Source organism: Vibrio sp. 05-20-BW147 (genome assembly GCF_013369385.1).
GTDB classification, from domain to species: domain Bacteria; phylum Pseudomonadota; class Gammaproteobacteria; order Enterobacterales; family Vibrionaceae; genus Vibrio; species Vibrio floridensis.
In genome coordinates this window covers 1-18469 of the sequence record NZ_SZTO01000014.1, presented here as the reverse complement: position 1 = coordinate 18469, position 18469 = coordinate 1, and the positions used below count along the sequence as shown (strand labels likewise).

The window sequence follows — 18469 nt, the reverse complement described above, 5'->3', positions numbered from 1 at the left end:
ATCAACACATCAATAAAAATTCGAGTCCTTGACGACAAATATCTCTGATTTTACATGTCTGTTTTTTGGTCGCATAGTCGCGCCAAATCACTTTAACTGATATGCAAACTGGAGACAAAAAGGCGTGAACAAAGCAGCAGACAAATCACTCGGCATTGCCGTTCCTATTGTGGCGTTAACACTTTATTCCGTAGCGTCTGGGTATCTGATGAGTCTGATTCCGCTAGTCACCAACCAGTATCAACTTCCCGTTTCTCTTGTGAGTTGGCTTGCCAGCGTGTTTTATGCTGGACTCTTGGTCGGTTCTTTGTTTTTCGAGCCCATCGTTCAACGTATCGGTCACAAACTGGCGTTTATCACCTGTTTAGTCACTTTCATTGCTAGCATCGTCATTTTGCCAATGCTGCCTTCAAGTACCGTATGGCTTATCGCTCGATTCATCGCCGGCATTGCGGTTGCAGGAGTCTTTGTTGTGGTTGAGTCATGGCTGCTCGATGGCGATGAACGTTCTCGAGCAAAACGACTCAGCTTTTATATGATTTCTTTGTATGGCGGTACTGCGTTTGGTCAAATGGGCATAACGCTATTGGGCACAGAGGGGCTATTACCTTTCGCGATAATTTGCGTGACGCTGTCACTGGCTATTTTAACTCTCCTGTGCTTCAAGACAGCGCAACCCAACAGCACCGAATCTGAGAGTTTGTCATTTAAACAGATCATCAACTTAGATCATGCGGCCATCATTGGTTGTATCGTCTCTGGATTAACGTTGGGAGCGATTTACGGTTTGATGCCATTGGAGTTGGCTAACCGTCATATTGCCCACGGCGAAATCGGTACACTGATGGCTTTGATTATTTTGGGTGGTATGGTCGTTCAACCAACTGTGACATTACTCAGCAAGTGGACAGGCAAAACGCTGTTGATGGCGTTCTACGGTTTGGCGGGAGTATTTGCGATTGGCTTGACCTTATTAACCACATCAACTCTTGTTCTAGCAATTGCCCTGTTTGTTTTAGGTATGGCGGTATTTGCCCTTTACCCTGTTGCGATTACACTAGGCTGCCAGCAACTTGATAACCGTTTTATTGTTTCCGCTACGCAGGTCATGCTGTTTAGTTATAGTGTAGGTTCCGTTGTCGGCCCGGCACTGGCTGGTCATTTTATGCTACGCCCACACGGTTTGCTGGGTTACTTGTTCGCGATACTGGTTCCGACCACTATTTACATGCTGTTTGCCGCAATGAAGACTCGAAAAGTGGTCTCTTTGGGCGAGTAACACTAATGCTGAGTTTTGCGATATTGAGTCGGCGATAGACCAAAATATTTCTTAAAACGATGAGTGAAGTTATAAGGGTCTTTATAACCGAGTCGATTGGAAATCATGGTGATCGTCCACTCTCTATAGCGAAGGAGATCCGCCGCTTTCTCCATTCTAAGTTGAATTAAACGCGCGCGAGGTGAAAGGCCAAACAACTGCTTTGTTAGGCGGTTGAACTGTTCCTCACTAATAAAACAGTGCTCCGCCATTTCGGCAACGCTCCACGGCAAATGCAGTTGGCTTTCCACCTCATTAAATAGGGCTTGCACGCGTGAAAGTGAACCTGGAATACCGGGCTCAATGCGCGATAGCATTCTCACCACTTCGCTAACCAACATTCTTCGGTAACTTGTTCGCCCACCAATTTCGCCGTAAAGCAGACACATCAACGACCAAATCTGTTCTGACTCACGAAAGCTCACGACGGTTTGACCCATTTGAGCAATGTGTGCCCATTTGTCTGTTGGTTGCGGCAACAACCAAATCATATCCCAATGCGCAAGGTCAGGATTCATCTCAAAACGAAAAGGCGTTTTCGCTGGCAATATAGTTAAGGAGTAAGGCGGAATTTCCTTTACTGCCTCTTTCGTTATCAGAACCCCTCCACCTTTGAGAGTAAACAGCAACGTATGTACACCCACACCATACCGCTCAACGTAGTAGCCATCTTTTAGCTCAGCAATGCCTGCCATAAACACATCTGCGTTACGCCACTCCGGGATCTCCGTCAACGTTAAGAATCGCTCTTTACATCGATCGGCAAGATGGACTTCATCTATCCATTGCTGTTTTGGCAAATAACCATCAATGACGGATTTGCACAGCTTTTGTGATTTTTCAAACATGTTAACTCGCAAGCAATCCTTATATAGTCCCCTCAGAAACAGAGGAGACGAAATGAATACGCATCTAACGAACAATAGTGCTCAGAACACCTTACCAGAAGGGCTATTAAAGACAATCGCCAAACTTGGTTTTCCAGTCGCAATTCAAAGTGCACTGGTGGCTATTTTGGCATTGGCAGATGTTTTAATGGTCAGTGATTTTGGGAAAGAAGCGACTGCCGCTGTGGGAATCGCCTCAAAATGGCATTTCATTGCAATTATGATCATGGCAGGTCTTGCTTCCGCAAATGGTACGTTAGTTGCGCAATACTGGGGCAAAGACGATCGCCGCAGTGCAAAAGCCGTTTCTCTCATTGCCCTCAACTTTGGGTTGAAAGTGCTGATACCTGTCAGTTTACTGATCACCTTGGGTTCGCAGTTCATCATGATGCTGCAAACCAACGATAAAACCGTCATTGAACTTGGCTCCGTGTATCTCTGGTACGCGCTACCGGTTTTATTGCTGACCCATATCGTGATTGTGATTGAATCGAGCATGCGTTCTTCTGGCGATACCGTAACACCCTTATTCATTGGCTCCGTGACCATTTTCGTCAATATTGCTCTCAACTATTGGCTGATTAAAGGTGGGCTCGGCGTGCCTGCGATGGGCGTTGCAGGAGCCGCTTTGGCAACGTCAATTTCTCGCGCTCTGCAAGTCGTACTCATGCTTGGGTTTATGAAATACAAGCGCCATTGGTTGCTCGAAACAGAAGCATCCGCAGATCGCCCTTCCCTTTGGCTTTCCTACCGTCGCTTGGCGTTGCCGGTGACATTGGGCGCGGTTTTGTGGGGAATTGGCACCATGGCCTACCAAATTATATTTGGCCATATGGGTACCACAGAGCTTGCTGTTTTCAGTATGCTTGGCCCTTTTGAATCATTATGTTACGCAATCTTTTTTGGTATTTCGGTCGCTTGTTCTGTGCTTATTGGTCAGTCACTCGGGCGCAACGAGTTTGACCGTGCGCAAGCGATGGCCGCCTATTTTATCAAGGTCGTTTTCGTCGTTGGCGTGTCAGTCGGCGCATTTATGTTGTTGAACAGAGAGTGGATTTTATCTGGGCTCAATCTCAACAGTGAAGAACTGAAACCACTAGCAGCGCCTGCGGTGATCATCCTTTGCTGCGGGATCTGGATTCGCATGCTAAACATGACCATCATTAATGGCATCATTCGCGCAGGTGGCGACAACGTATTCTGTTTAAGAATGGACTTTATCGCCATGTGGATGACAGGTATTCCTTTGTGTGCTTTAGCAGCCTTTATTGCTGGCATGGAGTTTAAAGTCGTCTATGCGCTAATGTTGGCTGAAGAAATTGTGAAATTAGCGCTGTGCTACCGACGCTACACACAAAAATTTTGGATTAAAAACTTAACCGTTGTTACGGTTTCTTAGCGAGCCTTTTATGGCGGTTAGAGCTTTCCGGTGTTGGCTTGTCTGGCACCGGTTTTCGTTCATGTAGCAAATGACGAATCGCCAAAATAGGATGAACCAATAACATTCGTGGTCCTGAATAACGCATCACCAAACGCATCTGTTCTTTCTGTGCTTTTTTGTAACAATGGATGGGGCATTGATTGCAAGTTGGCTTATCTTCGCCATAAGGACATCTGTCCAACCTCACTTCGGCGTAGTCCATTAGTGCCCGACACTCCTCACACAAGGTATCGCCGTGGTGGTGATCCTTGCAATAGATGCGAATCATCGCTGCAACCGTTTTGAACTCAGTGGCCAATGCCCCCATCAGTATTTTTGACGCCATCGTAGAACCAATATTTATTAATCACTTTGTCAATTTTACGCTTTGTCGAGAACTATTTTCATTTATCTAAATCAAACTCACTTGTACTTTGTGCGACAAATGATTATTCTCAGCCACCTTTCACGGGGGCAACAACAATGAACCGCAAAAAGAAAATCAATCAAATTTTCAAATCGAAGCTGAAAAAGCAAAACGCGAAACTGCATAAAAGTAACAAACCACGTTACATTTCAAAAGCAGAACGTGCCAAACTGGAAGCCGCAGGCGAAGTGGTAGAAAACGAAAGTATCCCTTCACTTGATACTGACCTAGATAGCGAAACAAAGTAAGAACCTAAGTAACTTTTTCACCTTTCCACAGACGCGACAGTGATTACGTTCTTTTAACGAGAACGCACATCGGCAGCTTGGGTGTCATATAAGGGTACAAATACAATAAGGCGCACCTAGCAGTGCGCCTTTACCTCGTTACTCAATCGTGAGTCTGCGATTTGGGATTACTATAGATGCATCCCTAACAAAAAACGAGGAACTACAGTAGAGTTTTGATTCCATCCAAATTGTGTGTAAAACCTCACATCCCTCCTTATCGAGCAGCATGTTGCTTTACGATTTAAGTGTGGTACACATTGGTTAAATTGCAAGAAATTCCCTTTAAATAACGTGCCATCTATCACAATTTTTTGCTTTTACCACGCTGAATTATGAAAAACTAATTTGCATCTTTCGTAACTAAAGCACAACCCTAGCTTCGCTTATAATCTGAGCTCGAAATTTTGGCGTTGGAGATACACATGACCAAGCGTGAGAGAATCATTCAGTCCGTTCTAGTAAAAGTGCCCAAAGATGCAATCAATCAGTTTCTCTCACACGGTTCAACACCTATTTCTGTCCTTTTCTTAGCCGCATTGGTTGGCATATTGGCAGGACTGGTTGGAACCTATTTCGAAATCGCCGTACATTTTGTTTCCGAGACTCGGACGGAGTGGTTAAAGAGTGAAATTGGTCATTTGCTGCCGCTTTGGCTTGCGGCAATTTTGATCAGTGCAGCGCTTGCATTCGTGGGGTATTTTCTGGTTCACCGCTTTGCGCCAGAGGCCGCTGGCTCAGGTATCCCAGAAATCGAGGGGGCGATGGACAATATCCGCCCAGTCAGATGGTGGCGAGTCATCCCCGTGAAGTTTTTTGGCGGCATGGGGGCACTGGGTTCAGGAATGGTGCTGGGCCGAGAAGGGCCTACTGTTCAGATGGGCGGCGCCGTTGGTCGCATGGTCACGGATATTTTCCGAGTGAAAGATGACGACACTCGCCACTCTCTACTCGCGTCAGGGGCGGCAGGTGGTTTGGCCGCCGCGTTTAATGCTCCTCTTGCGGGGATCATGTTCGTGGTCGAAGAGATGCGCCCACAATTTCGTTACTCGCTGATCTCTATTCGAGCTGTGATTATTTCTGCTGTTATGGCCAATATCGTGTTTCGCGCCATCAACGGCCAAGATGCGGTCATTACCATGCCGCAATATCAACCACCCGAGCTAAAAGCTTTGTGGCTCTTTTTGTTATTGGGCGGACTATTTGGCGTTTTTGGTGTGCTGTTCAATAAACTGGTGACTGTTGCACAAGACGCCTTCGTTGCCTTGCACAAAAATGATCGCAAACGCTATTTGATCACCGGAACCTGTCTTGGTGGCATCTTTGGTTTGCTGTTGCTGTATGTTCCCGAGTTGACGGGCGGCGGCATTCATCTTATTCCAGACGTCACTAACGGCAACTACAGCGTTTCTCTGCTTGTGATGCTCTTTGTTGGACGAGTGTTGACCACTTTAATATGTTTTGGCTCAGGTGCACCCGGCGGGATTTTTGCGCCTATGTTGGCATTGGGCACGCTGTTTGGCTATGCCTTTGGTGCCACAGCGAAAATTCTACTTCCCGATCTTCCCATCGAGCCGGGCATGTTCGCCATCGCGGGTATGGGCGCTTTGTTCGCCGCCACGGTTCGCGCGCCGATTACGGGAATTCTGCTCGTGATTGAAATGACCAACAACTATTACCTCATTTTGCCACTGATCATTACCAGTCTCGGTGCGGTAATTTGTGCGCAAGTTTGTGGCGGTAAGCCCATCTACAGTCAGCTTCTACACAGAACCATCAAGAACGATAAGTTGCGTCAGCAAGATCTACCAGAGCAACAAAACCCACAGGCGTAAGACGCTAGTATGGATTCGGGATAAACCACTTTATCCCGATTTTTTTCTCACTGTTCGATTTTTTCCAAGCAAGTACACAGCAAAATTGATACCATCAGCGTCGCCTGAAGGTCACCGTTGTATGTTTCTGCTGTTCAAATCAGATGTCATGCTATGAATGATCTCCAGACACTCGAATCGAGTCAAAAGTGAACAAGGGAAATCACTTTTATCATCAATATCTAAAAATAATGCGTCGAATTGAGGTTAAATTCGTAAATGGAATTTTCGCTGAATTGGAGAAAATTGGTACAGGTTCAAAACGTGCCACCATCACAAGCCGCACTGGCATTGGGGGTCATTGGACTTGGGCAAGCATGGGCGCTTTACTTGCCTGAAGTTGGTGTTCCGATTCGTCCTTTTCTCGCGGCTTTTGGCGCGATATTGCTCTTACCTGTATTGGCCAAATACGCCACCAACGCTAAAACCTTTCTCAACGATATTCGTCATCCTTTGAGTGGAAGTTTGATGGCTCCGATGAGTATGGCGCTGTTGGTGTTGTGCGATTATTTGGCGGTCGTATCTCCATTGATCGCCTACCCTCTTTGGTTTATGGCGGTTTTGCTGCACTTTACCATGATGGTGCTGTTTTTCAGTTTCCAAATCATGAATTTCAAGATGTCCAATATTGTGCCAAGCTGGTTCCTCTATCCTGTTGGATTGATTAGCAGCTCATTGGCTGGTTCTCAATTTGGACACAATGTCTTTTCAGAAACACTGGCTATGGTCTGCATTGGGATCTATTTCTTCCTACTGCCTCTGGTTCTCTACCGATTGGTGTTTTTTGGCTCTCTGCCTAAACGAGCAAGGCCAACATTAGCCATCATGGCCGCTCCGGTTAACCTTTCGCTAGCCGCATATTTGGTGAACTTCAAAGAACCAGATCCTATCCTCACAGGCGCGTTAGCGGGCATTGCCATTACCATGACTCTGCTGATTTACCTATGCTACATTCGATTACTGAGATTGAAGTTCCAACCTTCCATCGCGGCCGTTACCTTCCCATCGGTGATCAGTGCCATTGCGATGCATCGCTTAACAGCATTTTTTGCCGAGTCCCACCCTCAATGGGCATGGCTGCATGATTTTGGCTTTCTTGAACTGAGCATTGCCACCGTGCTTGTTGTGTGGGTATCTGCTGGCTACGTTAAGATGTATTGGCCCGAAGTGTTCAAAGCCAAACCAGCGATTTAGCCTCCATTGACGCTTTGAAATAGCCGAAAAGAATGCGCAGACATAAAAACGCCCAACTCATGAGTTGGGCGTTTTTTTGTATTCAATAAACTTTCGATTAACGCAAACCGTGCAGAAACTCGGCTCGTGTCGCTGGGTTACTCTTAAAAATACCACCCAATGCGGTTGTGGTGGTTTCACTGGTCGCGTCCATCACGCCGCGAGACTTCACGCAATAGTGTGTTGCGTCGATGGTTACCGCAACGTCATCCGATTCGAGTAAGGTTTGCAACGCCACTAGAATCTGTTGTGTCATGCGCTCTTGCACCTGAGGGCGTTGCGCAAAGAAACGAACAATGCGGTTGATCTTAGATAAACCAATGATTTTTCCGCGAGGAATATAGGCCACTGCCGCTTTGCCATCAATGGTCACCAAATGATGCTCGCAGGTGCTGGTTAAGGTGATCTCTTTCACTCGAACCATCTCGCTGACGTTCATCTTGTTTTCAATCACAGTGATCTTAGGGAAGTTCTGATAATCTAGGCCGGAAAAAACTTCGTCGACGTACATTTTAGCAATGCGTCTTGGCGTTTCTTCCAAGCTATCGTCGGTCAGATCCAGTTCAAGCAAAGAAAGGATCTCACGCATGTGGTGTTCGATTTTCTCTTTCTTTTCTTCACGACTGAATTGGTTCGGCACCATCGGCGTTTCCAAACCGCGCTTTTCTAACGCTTGTTTAACCAGTTGGGCGGATTCGCTAAGACCTGACATTCCACTTCCTCTTACATCTCAAGACTCTCATAAAGGGAAGAATACCCCTTTAGGATGGCTGACAAGGATACTCGGATTTTTGAATAATTACACCCATATTTTACTGAGGGTCATTCGTGCCACTCATCGATTTGTGCTAAAGTGCGCTAAAACCATAATTCAACGGAAATTCAATATGGGCTGTTGTGATGCACCTGGCTTAATGCCAATTGAAGATGCGATGGAAAAAATGCTTTCCCGCATTAAACCGATTCAAACAACGTTAAAACTACCGCTTGCTGAAGCGCTTGGTTATGTCTTAGCTGAAGATATTCTTTCCCCTATTAACGTGCCTCCTTTTGATAACTCTGCAATGGATGGATACGCGATTCGCATTGCCGATTTAGAGCACAACCAACCACTACCGCTTGCGGGCAAGTCATTTGCAGGCCAGCCTTTTGACGGGGAATGGCCGCAAAATAGCTGCATTCGCATCATGACAGGCGCAAAAATCCCGGCAGGCTGTGACGCCGTCATCATGCAGGAAAACACCGAAGTAAGCGACGAAGGTATTGTCATCCAACAGTGCCAGATTAAGCCGAACGAAAACATTCGACCAACAGGCGACGATATCCAAGCGGGTGACTTAGTCTTGGCCCAAGGGGCTCGCCTCACGCCTCGTGATATTCCCATGATTGCTTCTTTAGGCATCAGCCACGTCACAGTGGTCAGAAAACCACGTGTTGCTTTCTTTTCTACTGGTGACGAGCTCAAATCACTCGGTGAACCACTACTGGAAGGTCAGATCTACGATAGCAACCGCTACGGTATTAAGCCGCTGATTGAGAACTTTGGCTGCGAAGCCATCGACCTCGGCATCATTCCTGATTGTCCTGAAACATTAAAAGCCACCTTCGAAAAAGCCCAATCACTAGCGGATGTGGTGGTCACTTCTGGTGGCGTAAGCGTGGGCGAAGCCGACTACACCAAAGACATTTTGGAACAGCTAGGCGAAATCGGTTTTTGGAAACTGGCGATCAAGCCGGGTAAACCCTTTGCTTTTGGCAAACTCAGCACCGCGTGGTTCTGCGGCCTGCCAGGTAACCCCGTTTCAGCCGTTTTGACTATGTATGTTTTGGTTCAGCCGATGCTGGCCAAATTGGCAGGCCATTCGCAATGGAAAGTTCCGGAGTCTATCCCCGCCACAACGCGTACGGCATTTAAAAAGGCTCCCGGCCGCACCGACTACCAACGCGGTATTTACACCATTGAAAATGGTCAGTTCTTTGTCGAAACAACAGGAAATCAAAGCTCCGGCGCGTTTCGTTCAATGAGCTTGGCAAATTGTTTTGTGGTTTTAGAGCGAGAGCGTGGACGTGTTGAAGTGGGTGAAACCGTCAATATCGAATTGTTTAACTCAACCCTGTTTTAGGAGCTGAAGGTGGAGATTCTTTCCGATCAGGAAATGCTGCGCTATAACCGCCAAATCATCCTACGTCAGTTTGATTTTGAAGGCCAAGAAGCTCTCAAACAAAGTTCCATCTTAATTTTGGGTGCTGGTGGTCTTGGCTGCGCTGCGAGTCAATATCTGGCGACAGCGGGTGTCGGCAAGCTGACATTGATTGACGACGATATTGTTGAGTTGTCCAATTTGCAGCGCCAAGTCTTGCATCACGATGTTGATATTGGGCGTAAAAAAGTCGAGTCCGCCGCTCAGTCGCTACGAGAGCTGAATCCTCACATTGAAGTGGTAACGGTGGCGCAGCGTCTTAACGATTCTGAGCTTAAAGCTTTGATTAAAAATCACAGCTTAGTGTTGGATGCCAGTGACAACGTAGAGACACGCAATCAATTGAATCGCCTCTGCTTTGCGACCAAAACGCCATTGGTATCCGGCGCTGCGATTCGCATGGAAGGTCAGGTGAGTGTTTTTACCTATCAAAACGCCAACGAGCCTTGCTATCAATGTCTTAGCGCACTGTTTGGCTCAAATGCGCTGAGTTGTGTCGAAGCTGGGGTCATGGCACCTGTCGTTGGCATCATAGGCGCCGTACAAGCCATGGAAGCGATCAAAGTGTTGGCTCACTTTGGTACCCCAAAAAGCGGTAAAATTTTGATCCTTGACGCCATGACGATGTCTTGGCGAGAAATGAATCTCATGAAACTGCCCGCTTGCCCAGTGTGCGACGATGATTCACAACGCAACTCTGATTCACAACACACCAACCAGAGTTGATTGAAAGGCCCTCTTCTATTGTCGAGGGCTTTTTTTAACGCTCCACTTATGCCGTGGTTGCGATGGAAGGAAATGGTTACAACGGAAGGAAATTGTTTTATCTTGGCCCTAAACGCTAATAACCAATTGTTTTGACGAGCATTCGATGAGACCACTCATAAAAGGATTTGGATTACTGTTGTCAGGCATCGTTTTGCTTCTGTTGCTGCAACACCTGCTAAGAGATAAGCCGGACAATGAGAGGCTTCACGCAATACTGCTTAGCAATACGTTAACTCAATCTTTAGATGGGCATCGACGTTATTTAACGGTCAAACTCCCCGACTCCAGCGTGCTGAGATTAACGGTCAAACCCGACAATGATTGTCAGCCACCTGCGCAAGTGCTTTTAGCAAAAGGATCAAATGCGCTCACCGAGCAACCTAGCTATCACTTTATCGAATGCCAGAAACCATAAGGAAATCACTCTATGTCCCCGCTTATTTCTGCCAGTGAACTGAATGAGATTAAACATCAAAAAAATTTGGTCATTTTAGATGCCAGCATGGAGTTCACGATTCCCAATGCTGAACCTAAGATTTTCGGCAAGGTCATCCCTGGTGCTCGTCGATTCGATTACGACCACGAGTTCTGCGATCTTTCCAGTACTTTGCCTCATATGATGCCCAATCAAGCAACCTTCAATACTAAAGCACAACAGATCGGTCTAAACAATGATAGCCATATCGTGGTCTACGATAACGCGGGAACTTACGCTTCGCCAAGAGCTTGGTGGATGCTAAAAGCGATAGGACATCATAACGTTCAAGTGCTCAATGGTGGCCTGAAAGCGTGGATTGACGCAGGCTTTGAAACCCAAGACAACTTTGAAGCAGTATCACAGATTGGCACATTCAACGGACAAATCGATCCAGATTATTTCTTAAATGCCGATATTGTTCTGAAGCACAGTAATTTGCGCTCCGCCTCAATTGTCGATGCACGATCTATGGAACGGTTTTTAGCTCAGGTCCCAGAGCCCAGAGAAGGTATACGCAGTGGCCACATTCCGGGTTCCCTGTGTTTGCCGTTTTCACAACTCTTAGACAAAGGCCATATTAAACCTTTGTCTGGTTTGCAAGAGGCTTTCGAGTCGCTACCATTAGACCAGAGTAAACCGATCGTTTTCAGTTGTGGCTCGGGGGTCACTGCATGCATTTTGTTATTAGGCGCATACCTAATCGGTTACAAAAATTTGTCTGTCTACGACGGTTCATGGACGGAATGGGGAGCCAACCCTCAACTACCTATTGAACCTTAACCAAGACAGCGTCAAACAGAAGGCAAAGAATGGCTGGAATGAAGAACAATATTTGGCTGCTTTATTGGGTCCTCGTGGTGGTTACCATGGGGCTTTTTATCCTTTTTGGCCATAATTTCTATCATTCCAATCTACAGAAATACCAAGATAAGCAACTGCTGCAGCTCGAACTTTTTTCGTCTTCCGTCGACTCTCTGTTTAAGAGCCAAGAGTCGTTACTGGAAGTCGTTGGACAGCGGCTGGTTGATCAAAGTGATTTCACTCGTACTGCATCACTACAAATTCGGCCAATTTTAGACAATCTGATGCAGATTCACCCCATTATTGCCGGATTTGGTTTGGCAAATCCAAATGGAGATTTTATTGCTGTTACCAGCAACATCGATTTAGCCCGCGCAGAAAATCTAATGGATAATCCTGTGACAAAAGCAGGTTTCATAGAAGCACTCGAGTCCAGCCGCATGATCTTAGGCCGAACCTATTATTTTGACGCCATCGACTCTTTGATCATTCCTGTTCGCAAATCGATCCGCAACAGCCAGGGCGAGGTCGAGGCCGTTATGACGGCTGGACTAAAAGTTGAGTCTACTCTGGTCTTTAGAAACAACATTCACGCAAATCCATTTAATATCGTTAGCCTCGTCCGTCACGATCGCTATCGCACTTTTGTGTCAGCAGATGAATCGCTCGTTAACCGCTATGATCGGCCAATAGAAGATCATCGTTATAAAGAAGTGATCGCAGCCGCCGCATCACAACACTCCATTTCTGAAGATGAGCTAAAAGCCTCGCAAGAAGCTGTCACCGTGATGACTCAGGGCCATCAGATGTCTTACTTGATGACAGTGAAATACTTGGCCGACTATCGTGTTTGGGCAGTATCCGCAACTGAAATGCACTACATTCGTCAGCTGTTTTACTCTCAGTTTGGCTTTTACTTACTGATTTTTGCCATACTACAGCTGGCCTTCTATGGTCTAGTGCGCTCGATCGCGAACAACGAAAAAGAGACCATTGAACGCCTACACCACCAAGCCACACATGATACTTTGACTCAGTTACCCAACCGTCGATACCTCAGAGATAACATTCATTTATGGTTAAAAAACAAGACGTCACCTTTTGCTTTGTTGTTCATCGACATGGACAACTTTAAGAGTGTCAATGACACACATGGCCACGATTTCGGTGACCAAGTTTTAAAACAAATCACACAACGATTAGGGTCATTCAGCAACGAGAAGCGCCTGCTCGTTCGTGAAGCTAGTGATGAGTTTATTTTATTGGTTAAAGAAAGCGATCCCGTTTTGCTTAAGTCATTGGCTACAAACATGATCGCCAAAATGGCCGAGCCTTATGTGATTAACGACGTTCAGTTCTTATTAAGCTGTAGCGTGGGTATCGCCATTTATCCAACTCATGGTCACGACCTCGATGCGCTTCTTCGCGCCGCCGATATCTCAATGTATCGAGCCAAACAAGAGCGTAACTCGTTCAATATTTTCACGACTGAAATGCAAGAGCAGCATTTATACAAGATGAAAGTTGAACAACGTTTACGGTTTGCCATCGAGCAGCAGAAGTTGTTTATGGTATACCAACCTCAGGTCGATATGGATGGCAAGCTGCATGGTGTCGAAGCCTTAGTTCGTTGGCAGGATTCTGAGCTCGGTTTTGTCCCGCCCGATCTGTTTATTCCTGTTGCTGAAAGCTCTGGACTTATGGTTAAGCTGGGTAAATTCATCATTGAACGCAGTGTCAGTGATATCGCAACGTATGTGATACCACAGCGTCAAGACTTAAACCTCTCAATCAACATTTCTGTCAAACAGTTTATTCAGCAGGATTTTGCCGAACACCTTATCACCACCATCGACTCAGCAAGGCTTGATAGAAAGCGCATTACTCTCGAAATAACGGAAAACTTGTTTATTGAAGATCTTGATCAGTTCAAACCCATTTGCAACGAGATGAACCAACAAGGGCTCAAAATCTCTCTGGATGATTTTGGTACCGGTTATTCTTCGTTAAGCATGCTAAAAGATCTGCCCATTGATGAGTTGAAAATCGACAAGAGCTTTGTCGATAATATTGAGAATGACGCAAAGTCTTTCAACATGGTTAAAAATATCATTGCTATTGGGAAAAACTTTGGCATGGCAGTGTTAGCTGAAGGAGTAGAAACAGAGTTGCAGGCGAACAAACTCGCAGAATCTGGTTGTGACTTGCTGCAAGGCTATTACTACGCAAAACCACTCAATGTCGAGCAACTGCAAGTCTATATGGACGAACACTCGGAAAAATAGACGCTCACTGTCCTGTTGCGTGTAAACAAAAACCCGCTAAAACAGCGGGTTTTTATATCAAAGCCAATGACTGAACTTTACTTGCCTGTCATTTCAGCATGCATGGTATCAACCAACTTACCGCTTGGATCGCCAGAAAGTTCCCACGTAAAGATTCCCCCTAGATTGGCTTGCTTAGCCCACTGAGCTTTCGCTTTAATCGAGCGCTGATCTTCAAATGAGATGAAGACTTTTTTCTCTGGGTTCCACAAGTAAGGTGCTTGAGACTGTTCGTCGTAGTTGTACTGATAGCCTTGTTTCTCTCCATAGTTCTTCACCAGATCCCAGAACATGAAGTAGCCATTCTCGCCAGTGCCAAATTGCGCGCCTTGTTCAGAGAGCAGATCCCCTTTCGGCGCTTGACCGTCATAGTCTTTTGTTCCCTGCCATCCACGACCATAGAACGCCGCGCCAATCACCAGCTTTTCACTAGGAATGCCAAGTTCAATCATCTGATTGATGAAAACATCTGCGCCCATGCCCCACCAACTGCGTTCTGTGGCATGTAAGTTGGTGGTGTGTCCGGTCTGCTGCCCCCACCCACCGAGGAAGTCATAGGTCATCGCAAACATGTTGGTTAGGTATGGCTGTGCGGCTTTCCAATCGATTTGTGCCGCTTTCGATCCAACACCGACTGCTGTAGATAGCTCATATTGACGTTTGGTTTGCTTCTCTAACAAATCCAGATCTGCTCGCATTGTTTTCACCAAGTAGGTGAATGCATCGCGCTCTGCCGCTTTCTGTTCATCAGACAGTTTCGTCGCAGGATTCCAAGGGGACGTGGTTAAGCCACCACCGCCCGGGTATTCCCAGTCCAAGTCAATTCCGTCAAAGAAGTCATATTGTTTGATAAGTTCAACGGCGGTTTTTGAGAACTGCGCCATCGCTTTAGGATCTTTAGCCATTGCATGGAAAGGCTCAGACATAGTCCAGCCACCAAAAGAAGGAAGGATTTTAAGATCTGGGTGCTGTTTTTTCAGTTCTGCAAGCTGGGCGAAATGGCCTTTGAAAGGCACCTTTACCGATACCTTGCCGAAGTCTTTTTCAAGTGCAGCTTCGGTATCAACGACAATCGCACTAAATGGCTCTTTGCCTTCACACTGTTTGGCTACCAGCTTTTGCACCGTCTCTGATGCACCAGTATGAGGACCACACATGCTTAAAAAGGCGTAGATAACATGAGTCAGCTTTTCTGCAGGAATATCTTTAACCGTGTAAGGATTTGAAGCGTTCGCGTATTGCCAATCAGCAAAGTAACCCGCAACCACTTTTTCTTGTGCCATAACGCTGCCAGCAAACGTGCTGAGTAGAGCGGCGGTGATCAGTGTTTTTTTCATAAGTCCCTCCAAGTAACTGTTTTAAAAGTACTCCTCGGGATTATTTTCAGCTTAGAAATCAAATCAGGCTGCGAGTCATTTATAAACTCTCACAGCCTTATTGCATAAATTGCATAAAAATATGCAACCCGAACAGCTATTGCGCTTTTCCTTGCATCTGCTCGTCAAGGTTCAGCACGGTAAGTGCGTTACTCACGCTTGTGGCGACAACATCAATGGCTCCCGTTCTTAGCGCGCCAAGCAGTGCCAAGGGCTTGCTGTTTTCTGCCGCGATGGCGATGACTTGGGAGATCGGCCTAAACTCTTCAATACCTAAACCAATAACACGGTCGCTCATTACGGTATTAGCGACGTTGCCATAAATATCGAAAAAGTCATAACCTGCGAAATCCCCCACAACCCCTTGCTGTAAGCGAGACTGCACCACTTCATCGGGTGTAAACCACCCCAGATCGACCATATAGCTGTTTTCGCTCATGTCGCCGATCCCAATCAGAGCAATGTCGGCTTTGCGTGCGAGATCGAGGGTCTGCTTCACGGTCGCGTTTTGCATGAATGCCATTTTCTGCTCACGGTTTTCTGCGTACGCAGGCGCATAGAGTGTTTCTGATGTGCCACCATATTTTTTTGCCAACTGACGGCAAATATGGTCAGCGTTAAACATACCGCCGCGAGGATGAATTCCACCAATCCCACAGACAAATTTGCAGTCACGCGGGGTTATGACACCAACATGGTGCGCAACCGCAGAGACATTTCGCCCTTGCCCAACCGAAACCACCATGCCGTTTTTTAATGTGCTCGTCAGGTAGTTCGAGACCAAACCTGCCACCTGCTGGCGCTGTGCTTCTTCCTGTGGTTGGTCAAGCGCGACTAATGCTCGCTTCACACCAAAACGTTCAATTAGGCGCTGCTCAATTTTGGCACTGAACACCGGGTGATACTTCACGGTGATTTCGACGATCCCTTCGTCTCTTGCTTGCTTAAGCATCCGGCCCACTTTGGCGCGAGAAACCGAAAACTTCTTTGAAATCTCTTCCTGAGTAGCGCCATCCTGATAGTAAGCGACCGAAATCTCCGTGAGAAGATCCGTGCTTTCAATCGATATATCTTGGTTTGAACTGCTCATATTTACTCTCACCCTCATTTCAGAGTGCTATTTTAATCTGCCATTGAGCATATGCTCATTGACTTAGCATATGTTACACACGATTCTAACCGCAACTTTTGCTCATTGAAATGACATTTTCTCAGTAAATGATTTGTTAAATCGTTTTGACCGCGAAACCTTGCCAAGTAAGGGCAAACGTTTAATTGTCATTCGTTCGATTTTGTACAAAAAAAACGTTGATGAGCATCACCTTAAAGGCCACTCAACCATTGACTTTCCTACACGTTAGGATAAATATGAATACATCATTTACTCAGCCATCGAGCAAATGTTCAAAACAAATGTTCGGCTGCTAAATTTTTTCTGATGAATAGAGCGTGCATTGCAAAAATCGCACTAAACTATTCGCTAGTCAGTTTACAAATGTATTGGCTTAGGTGTGTACACCGAGCGATAGCCCGTTATATAGGATGATCGATTATGAGCAACAAGTTAGAGCAACTTCGCAAGCTAACAACTGTCGTAGCAGACACTGGTGAAATTGATGCAATCAAGAAATACCAACCAGAAGATGCCACCACAAACCCTTCTCTGATTCTTAAAGCTGCTCAAATCGCTGAGTATGCGCCTCTGATCGATGCGTCTATCGAATATGCAAAAACTCAAAGCAATGACAAAGCACAGCAGATCCAAGACACTTGCGACATGCTTGCAGTAAATATCGGTAAAGAAATCCTAAAAACAATCCCAGGTCGTATCTCTACAGAAGTGGACGCTCGTCTATCTTACGATATGGAAGGCAGCGTAGCGAAAGCTCGCCAACTAGTGAAAATGTACAACGATGCGGGCATCACTAACGATCGCATTCTGATCAAACTGGCGTCTACTTGGGAAGGTATTCGCGCAGCGGAAATCCTAGAGAAAGAAGGCATCAACTGTAACCTGACTCTTCTATTCTCATTCGCTCAAGCGCGTGCTTGTGCAGAAGCGGGCGTATTCCTGATCTCTCCATTCGTTGGTCGTATCATGGACTGGTACAAGGCGAAAGAAGGTCGTGATTTTGAAGCTCAGGAAGATCCAGGCGTATTGTCTGTTACTAAGATCTACAACTACTACAAAGAGTACGGCTACAAAACCGTCGTTATGGGTGCAAGCTTCCGTAACATCGGTGAGATCCTAGAACTGGCTGGTTGTGACCGTCTGACTATCGCGCCTGCTCTACTTGCAGAACTTGAAGCGGCTGAAGGTGAAGTGGTTGAGAAACTGGTTGACTCTAAAGGCGCAGCAGAGCGTCCAGCACCAATGACGCACGCGGAATTCCTATGGGAGCACAACCAAGACCCAATGGCGGTTGAGAAGCTAGCTGAAGGTATCCGTAACTTCGCCGTTGACCAAGGCAAACTAGAAGCGATGATTGCAGCGAAACTGTAATCACACAGAATCAAACTAGGGGAACGCAAACGTTCCCCTACTTATTTCCTCTTTAGACTCAAATAATATTCGGTATTTATTATGGATCGTAAACATTTAGCTAATGCAATCCGCGCACTCAGCATGGACGGCGTACAAAAAGCAAACTCTGGCCACCCAGGCGCACCTATGGGTATGGCGGACATCGCTGAAGTTCTTTGGCGTTCTCACCTAAACCACAACCCATCAAACCCTGAATGGGCTGACCGCGACCGTTTCGTACTCTCTAACGGCCACGGCTCGATGCTGATTTACTCGCTACTGCACTTGAGCGGTTACGAGCTTTCTATCGATGATCTGAAAAACTTCCGTCAATTGCATTCTAAGACTCCGGGCCACCCAGAATACGGCTACGCACCGGGCATCGAAACAACGACGGGCCCGCTAGGTCAAGGCATCACCAACGCGGTTGGTATGGCAATGGCTGAGAAAGCGCTAGCAGCGCAATTCAACAAAGAAGGCCACGACATCGTTGACCACTTCACTTACGTGTTCATGGGTGATGGCTGTCTAATGGAAGGTATCTCGCATGA

At 46.4% G+C, this 18469-nt stretch carries 16 protein-coding genes and 1 pseudogene; 12 read left to right on the top strand and 5 right to left on the bottom strand.

The window, feature by feature from the left end:
- Window positions 1-124 precede the first annotated feature (124 nt).
- Window positions 125-1279 (top strand): MFS transporter, encoded by a 1155-nt coding sequence (locus tag FC652_RS13650; RefSeq protein WP_176299021.1) that lies wholly within the window; start codon window positions 125-127, stop codon window positions 1277-1279.
- A gap of 2 nt (window positions 1280-1281) precedes the next feature.
- Here the strand turns inward: FC652_RS13650 and FC652_RS13645 are convergent, their stop codons facing one another.
- Window positions 1282-2166: an AraC family transcriptional regulator gene (locus tag FC652_RS13645; protein WP_176299020.1), complete on the bottom strand. Its 885-nt coding sequence runs from the start codon at window positions 2164-2166 to the stop codon at window positions 1282-1284.
- A 52-nt stretch (window positions 2167-2218) separates the two neighbouring features.
- Here FC652_RS13645 and FC652_RS13640 point away from each other — a divergent pair, with 52 nt between their 5' ends.
- Entirely contained in the window at window positions 2219-3604 is a 1386-nt protein-coding gene (locus FC652_RS13640; protein WP_176299019.1) for an MATE family efflux transporter, read from the top strand.
- Here FC652_RS13640 and FC652_RS13635 read toward each other — a convergent pair.
- A complete protein-coding gene (locus tag FC652_RS13635) occupies window positions 3591-3971 on the bottom strand; it encodes a nitrous oxide-stimulated promoter family protein (RefSeq protein WP_176299018.1) in 381 nt (126 codons plus the stop codon). The two genes, FC652_RS13640 and FC652_RS13635, sit on opposite strands and share 14 nt — an antisense overlap.
- A 137-nt stretch (window positions 3972-4108) precedes the next feature.
- Here FC652_RS13635 and FC652_RS13630 point away from each other — a divergent pair, with 137 nt between their 5' ends.
- From FC652_RS13630 to FC652_RS13620, 3 genes are all read left to right on the top strand, one after another.
- Complete coding sequence (locus tag FC652_RS13630; RefSeq protein ID WP_176299017.1) at window positions 4109-4300, top strand: DUF2986 domain-containing protein; 192 nt, start codon at window positions 4109-4111, stop codon at window positions 4298-4300.
- 464 nt (window positions 4301-4764) lie between these two features.
- Window positions 4765-6174: a H(+)/Cl(-) exchange transporter ClcA gene (gene clcA / locus FC652_RS13625; RefSeq protein ID WP_176299016.1), complete on the top strand. Its 1410-nt coding sequence runs from the start codon at window positions 4765-4767 to the stop codon at window positions 6172-6174.
- Between the two features lie 258 nt (window positions 6175-6432).
- Window positions 6433-7407, top strand: coding sequence for a TDT family transporter (locus FC652_RS13620; RefSeq protein ID WP_176299015.1), 975 nt, complete (start codon window positions 6433-6435; stop codon window positions 7405-7407).
- 97 nt (window positions 7408-7504) lie between these two features.
- Here the strand turns inward: FC652_RS13620 and folE are convergent, their stop codons facing one another.
- Window positions 7505-8158, bottom strand: coding sequence for a GTP cyclohydrolase I FolE (folE, locus tag FC652_RS13615; protein WP_011081489.1), 654 nt, complete (start codon window positions 8156-8158; stop codon window positions 7505-7507).
- A 175-nt stretch (window positions 8159-8333) separates the two neighbouring features.
- Between folE and moeA the strand changes: the two genes are divergently transcribed.
- From moeA to FC652_RS13590, 5 genes are all read left to right on the top strand, one after another.
- Window positions 8334-9569: a molybdopterin molybdotransferase MoeA gene (gene moeA / locus FC652_RS13610; protein ID WP_176299014.1), complete on the top strand. Its 1236-nt coding sequence runs from the start codon at window positions 8334-8336 to the stop codon at window positions 9567-9569.
- A gap of 9 nt (window positions 9570-9578) precedes the next feature.
- Complete coding sequence (gene moeB / locus FC652_RS13605) at window positions 9579-10373, top strand: molybdopterin-synthase adenylyltransferase MoeB (protein ID WP_176299013.1); 795 nt, start codon at window positions 9579-9581, stop codon at window positions 10371-10373.
- Between the two features lie 145 nt (window positions 10374-10518).
- A complete protein-coding gene (locus FC652_RS13600; protein WP_157401777.1) occupies window positions 10519-10830 on the top strand; it encodes a hypothetical protein in 312 nt (103 codons plus the stop codon).
- A 12-nt stretch (window positions 10831-10842) separates the two neighbouring features.
- Window positions 10843-11673, top strand: coding sequence for a sulfurtransferase (locus FC652_RS13595; protein ID WP_176299012.1), 831 nt, complete (start codon window positions 10843-10845; stop codon window positions 11671-11673).
- A 29-nt stretch (window positions 11674-11702) separates the two neighbouring features.
- Window positions 11703-13979, top strand: a complete 2277-nt coding sequence (locus FC652_RS13590; protein WP_176299011.1) for a bifunctional diguanylate cyclase/phosphodiesterase — start codon at window positions 11703-11705, stop codon at window positions 13977-13979.
- Window positions 13980-14056: 77 nt separating this feature from the next.
- Here FC652_RS13590 and FC652_RS13585 read toward each other — a convergent pair whose 3' ends face one another.
- Window positions 14057-15355 carry a glycoside hydrolase family 18 protein gene (locus tag FC652_RS13585; RefSeq protein ID WP_176299010.1) on the bottom strand — a complete coding sequence of 433 codons (1299 nt, stop codon included), beginning with the start codon at window positions 15353-15355 and terminating at the stop codon, window positions 14057-14059.
- 136 nt (window positions 15356-15491) lie between these two features.
- The gene (locus FC652_RS13580) at window positions 15492-16484 is read right to left on the bottom strand and encodes a sugar-binding transcriptional regulator (protein ID WP_176299009.1); all 993 of its coding nucleotides are present in this window, start codon (window positions 16482-16484) and stop codon (window positions 15492-15494) included.
- Between the two features lie 462 nt (window positions 16485-16946).
- Here FC652_RS13580 and tal point away from each other — a divergent pair, with 462 nt between their 5' ends.
- Together tal and FC652_RS13570 are read left to right on the top strand one after the other, a co-directional pair.
- Window positions 16947-17897: a transaldolase gene (tal, locus tag FC652_RS13575; RefSeq protein ID WP_176299008.1), complete on the top strand. Its 951-nt coding sequence runs from the start codon at window positions 16947-16949 to the stop codon at window positions 17895-17897.
- 81 nt (window positions 17898-17978) lie between these two features.
- A pseudogene (locus tag FC652_RS13570) lies at window positions 17979-18469 on the top strand (transketolase); the annotation flags it as partial.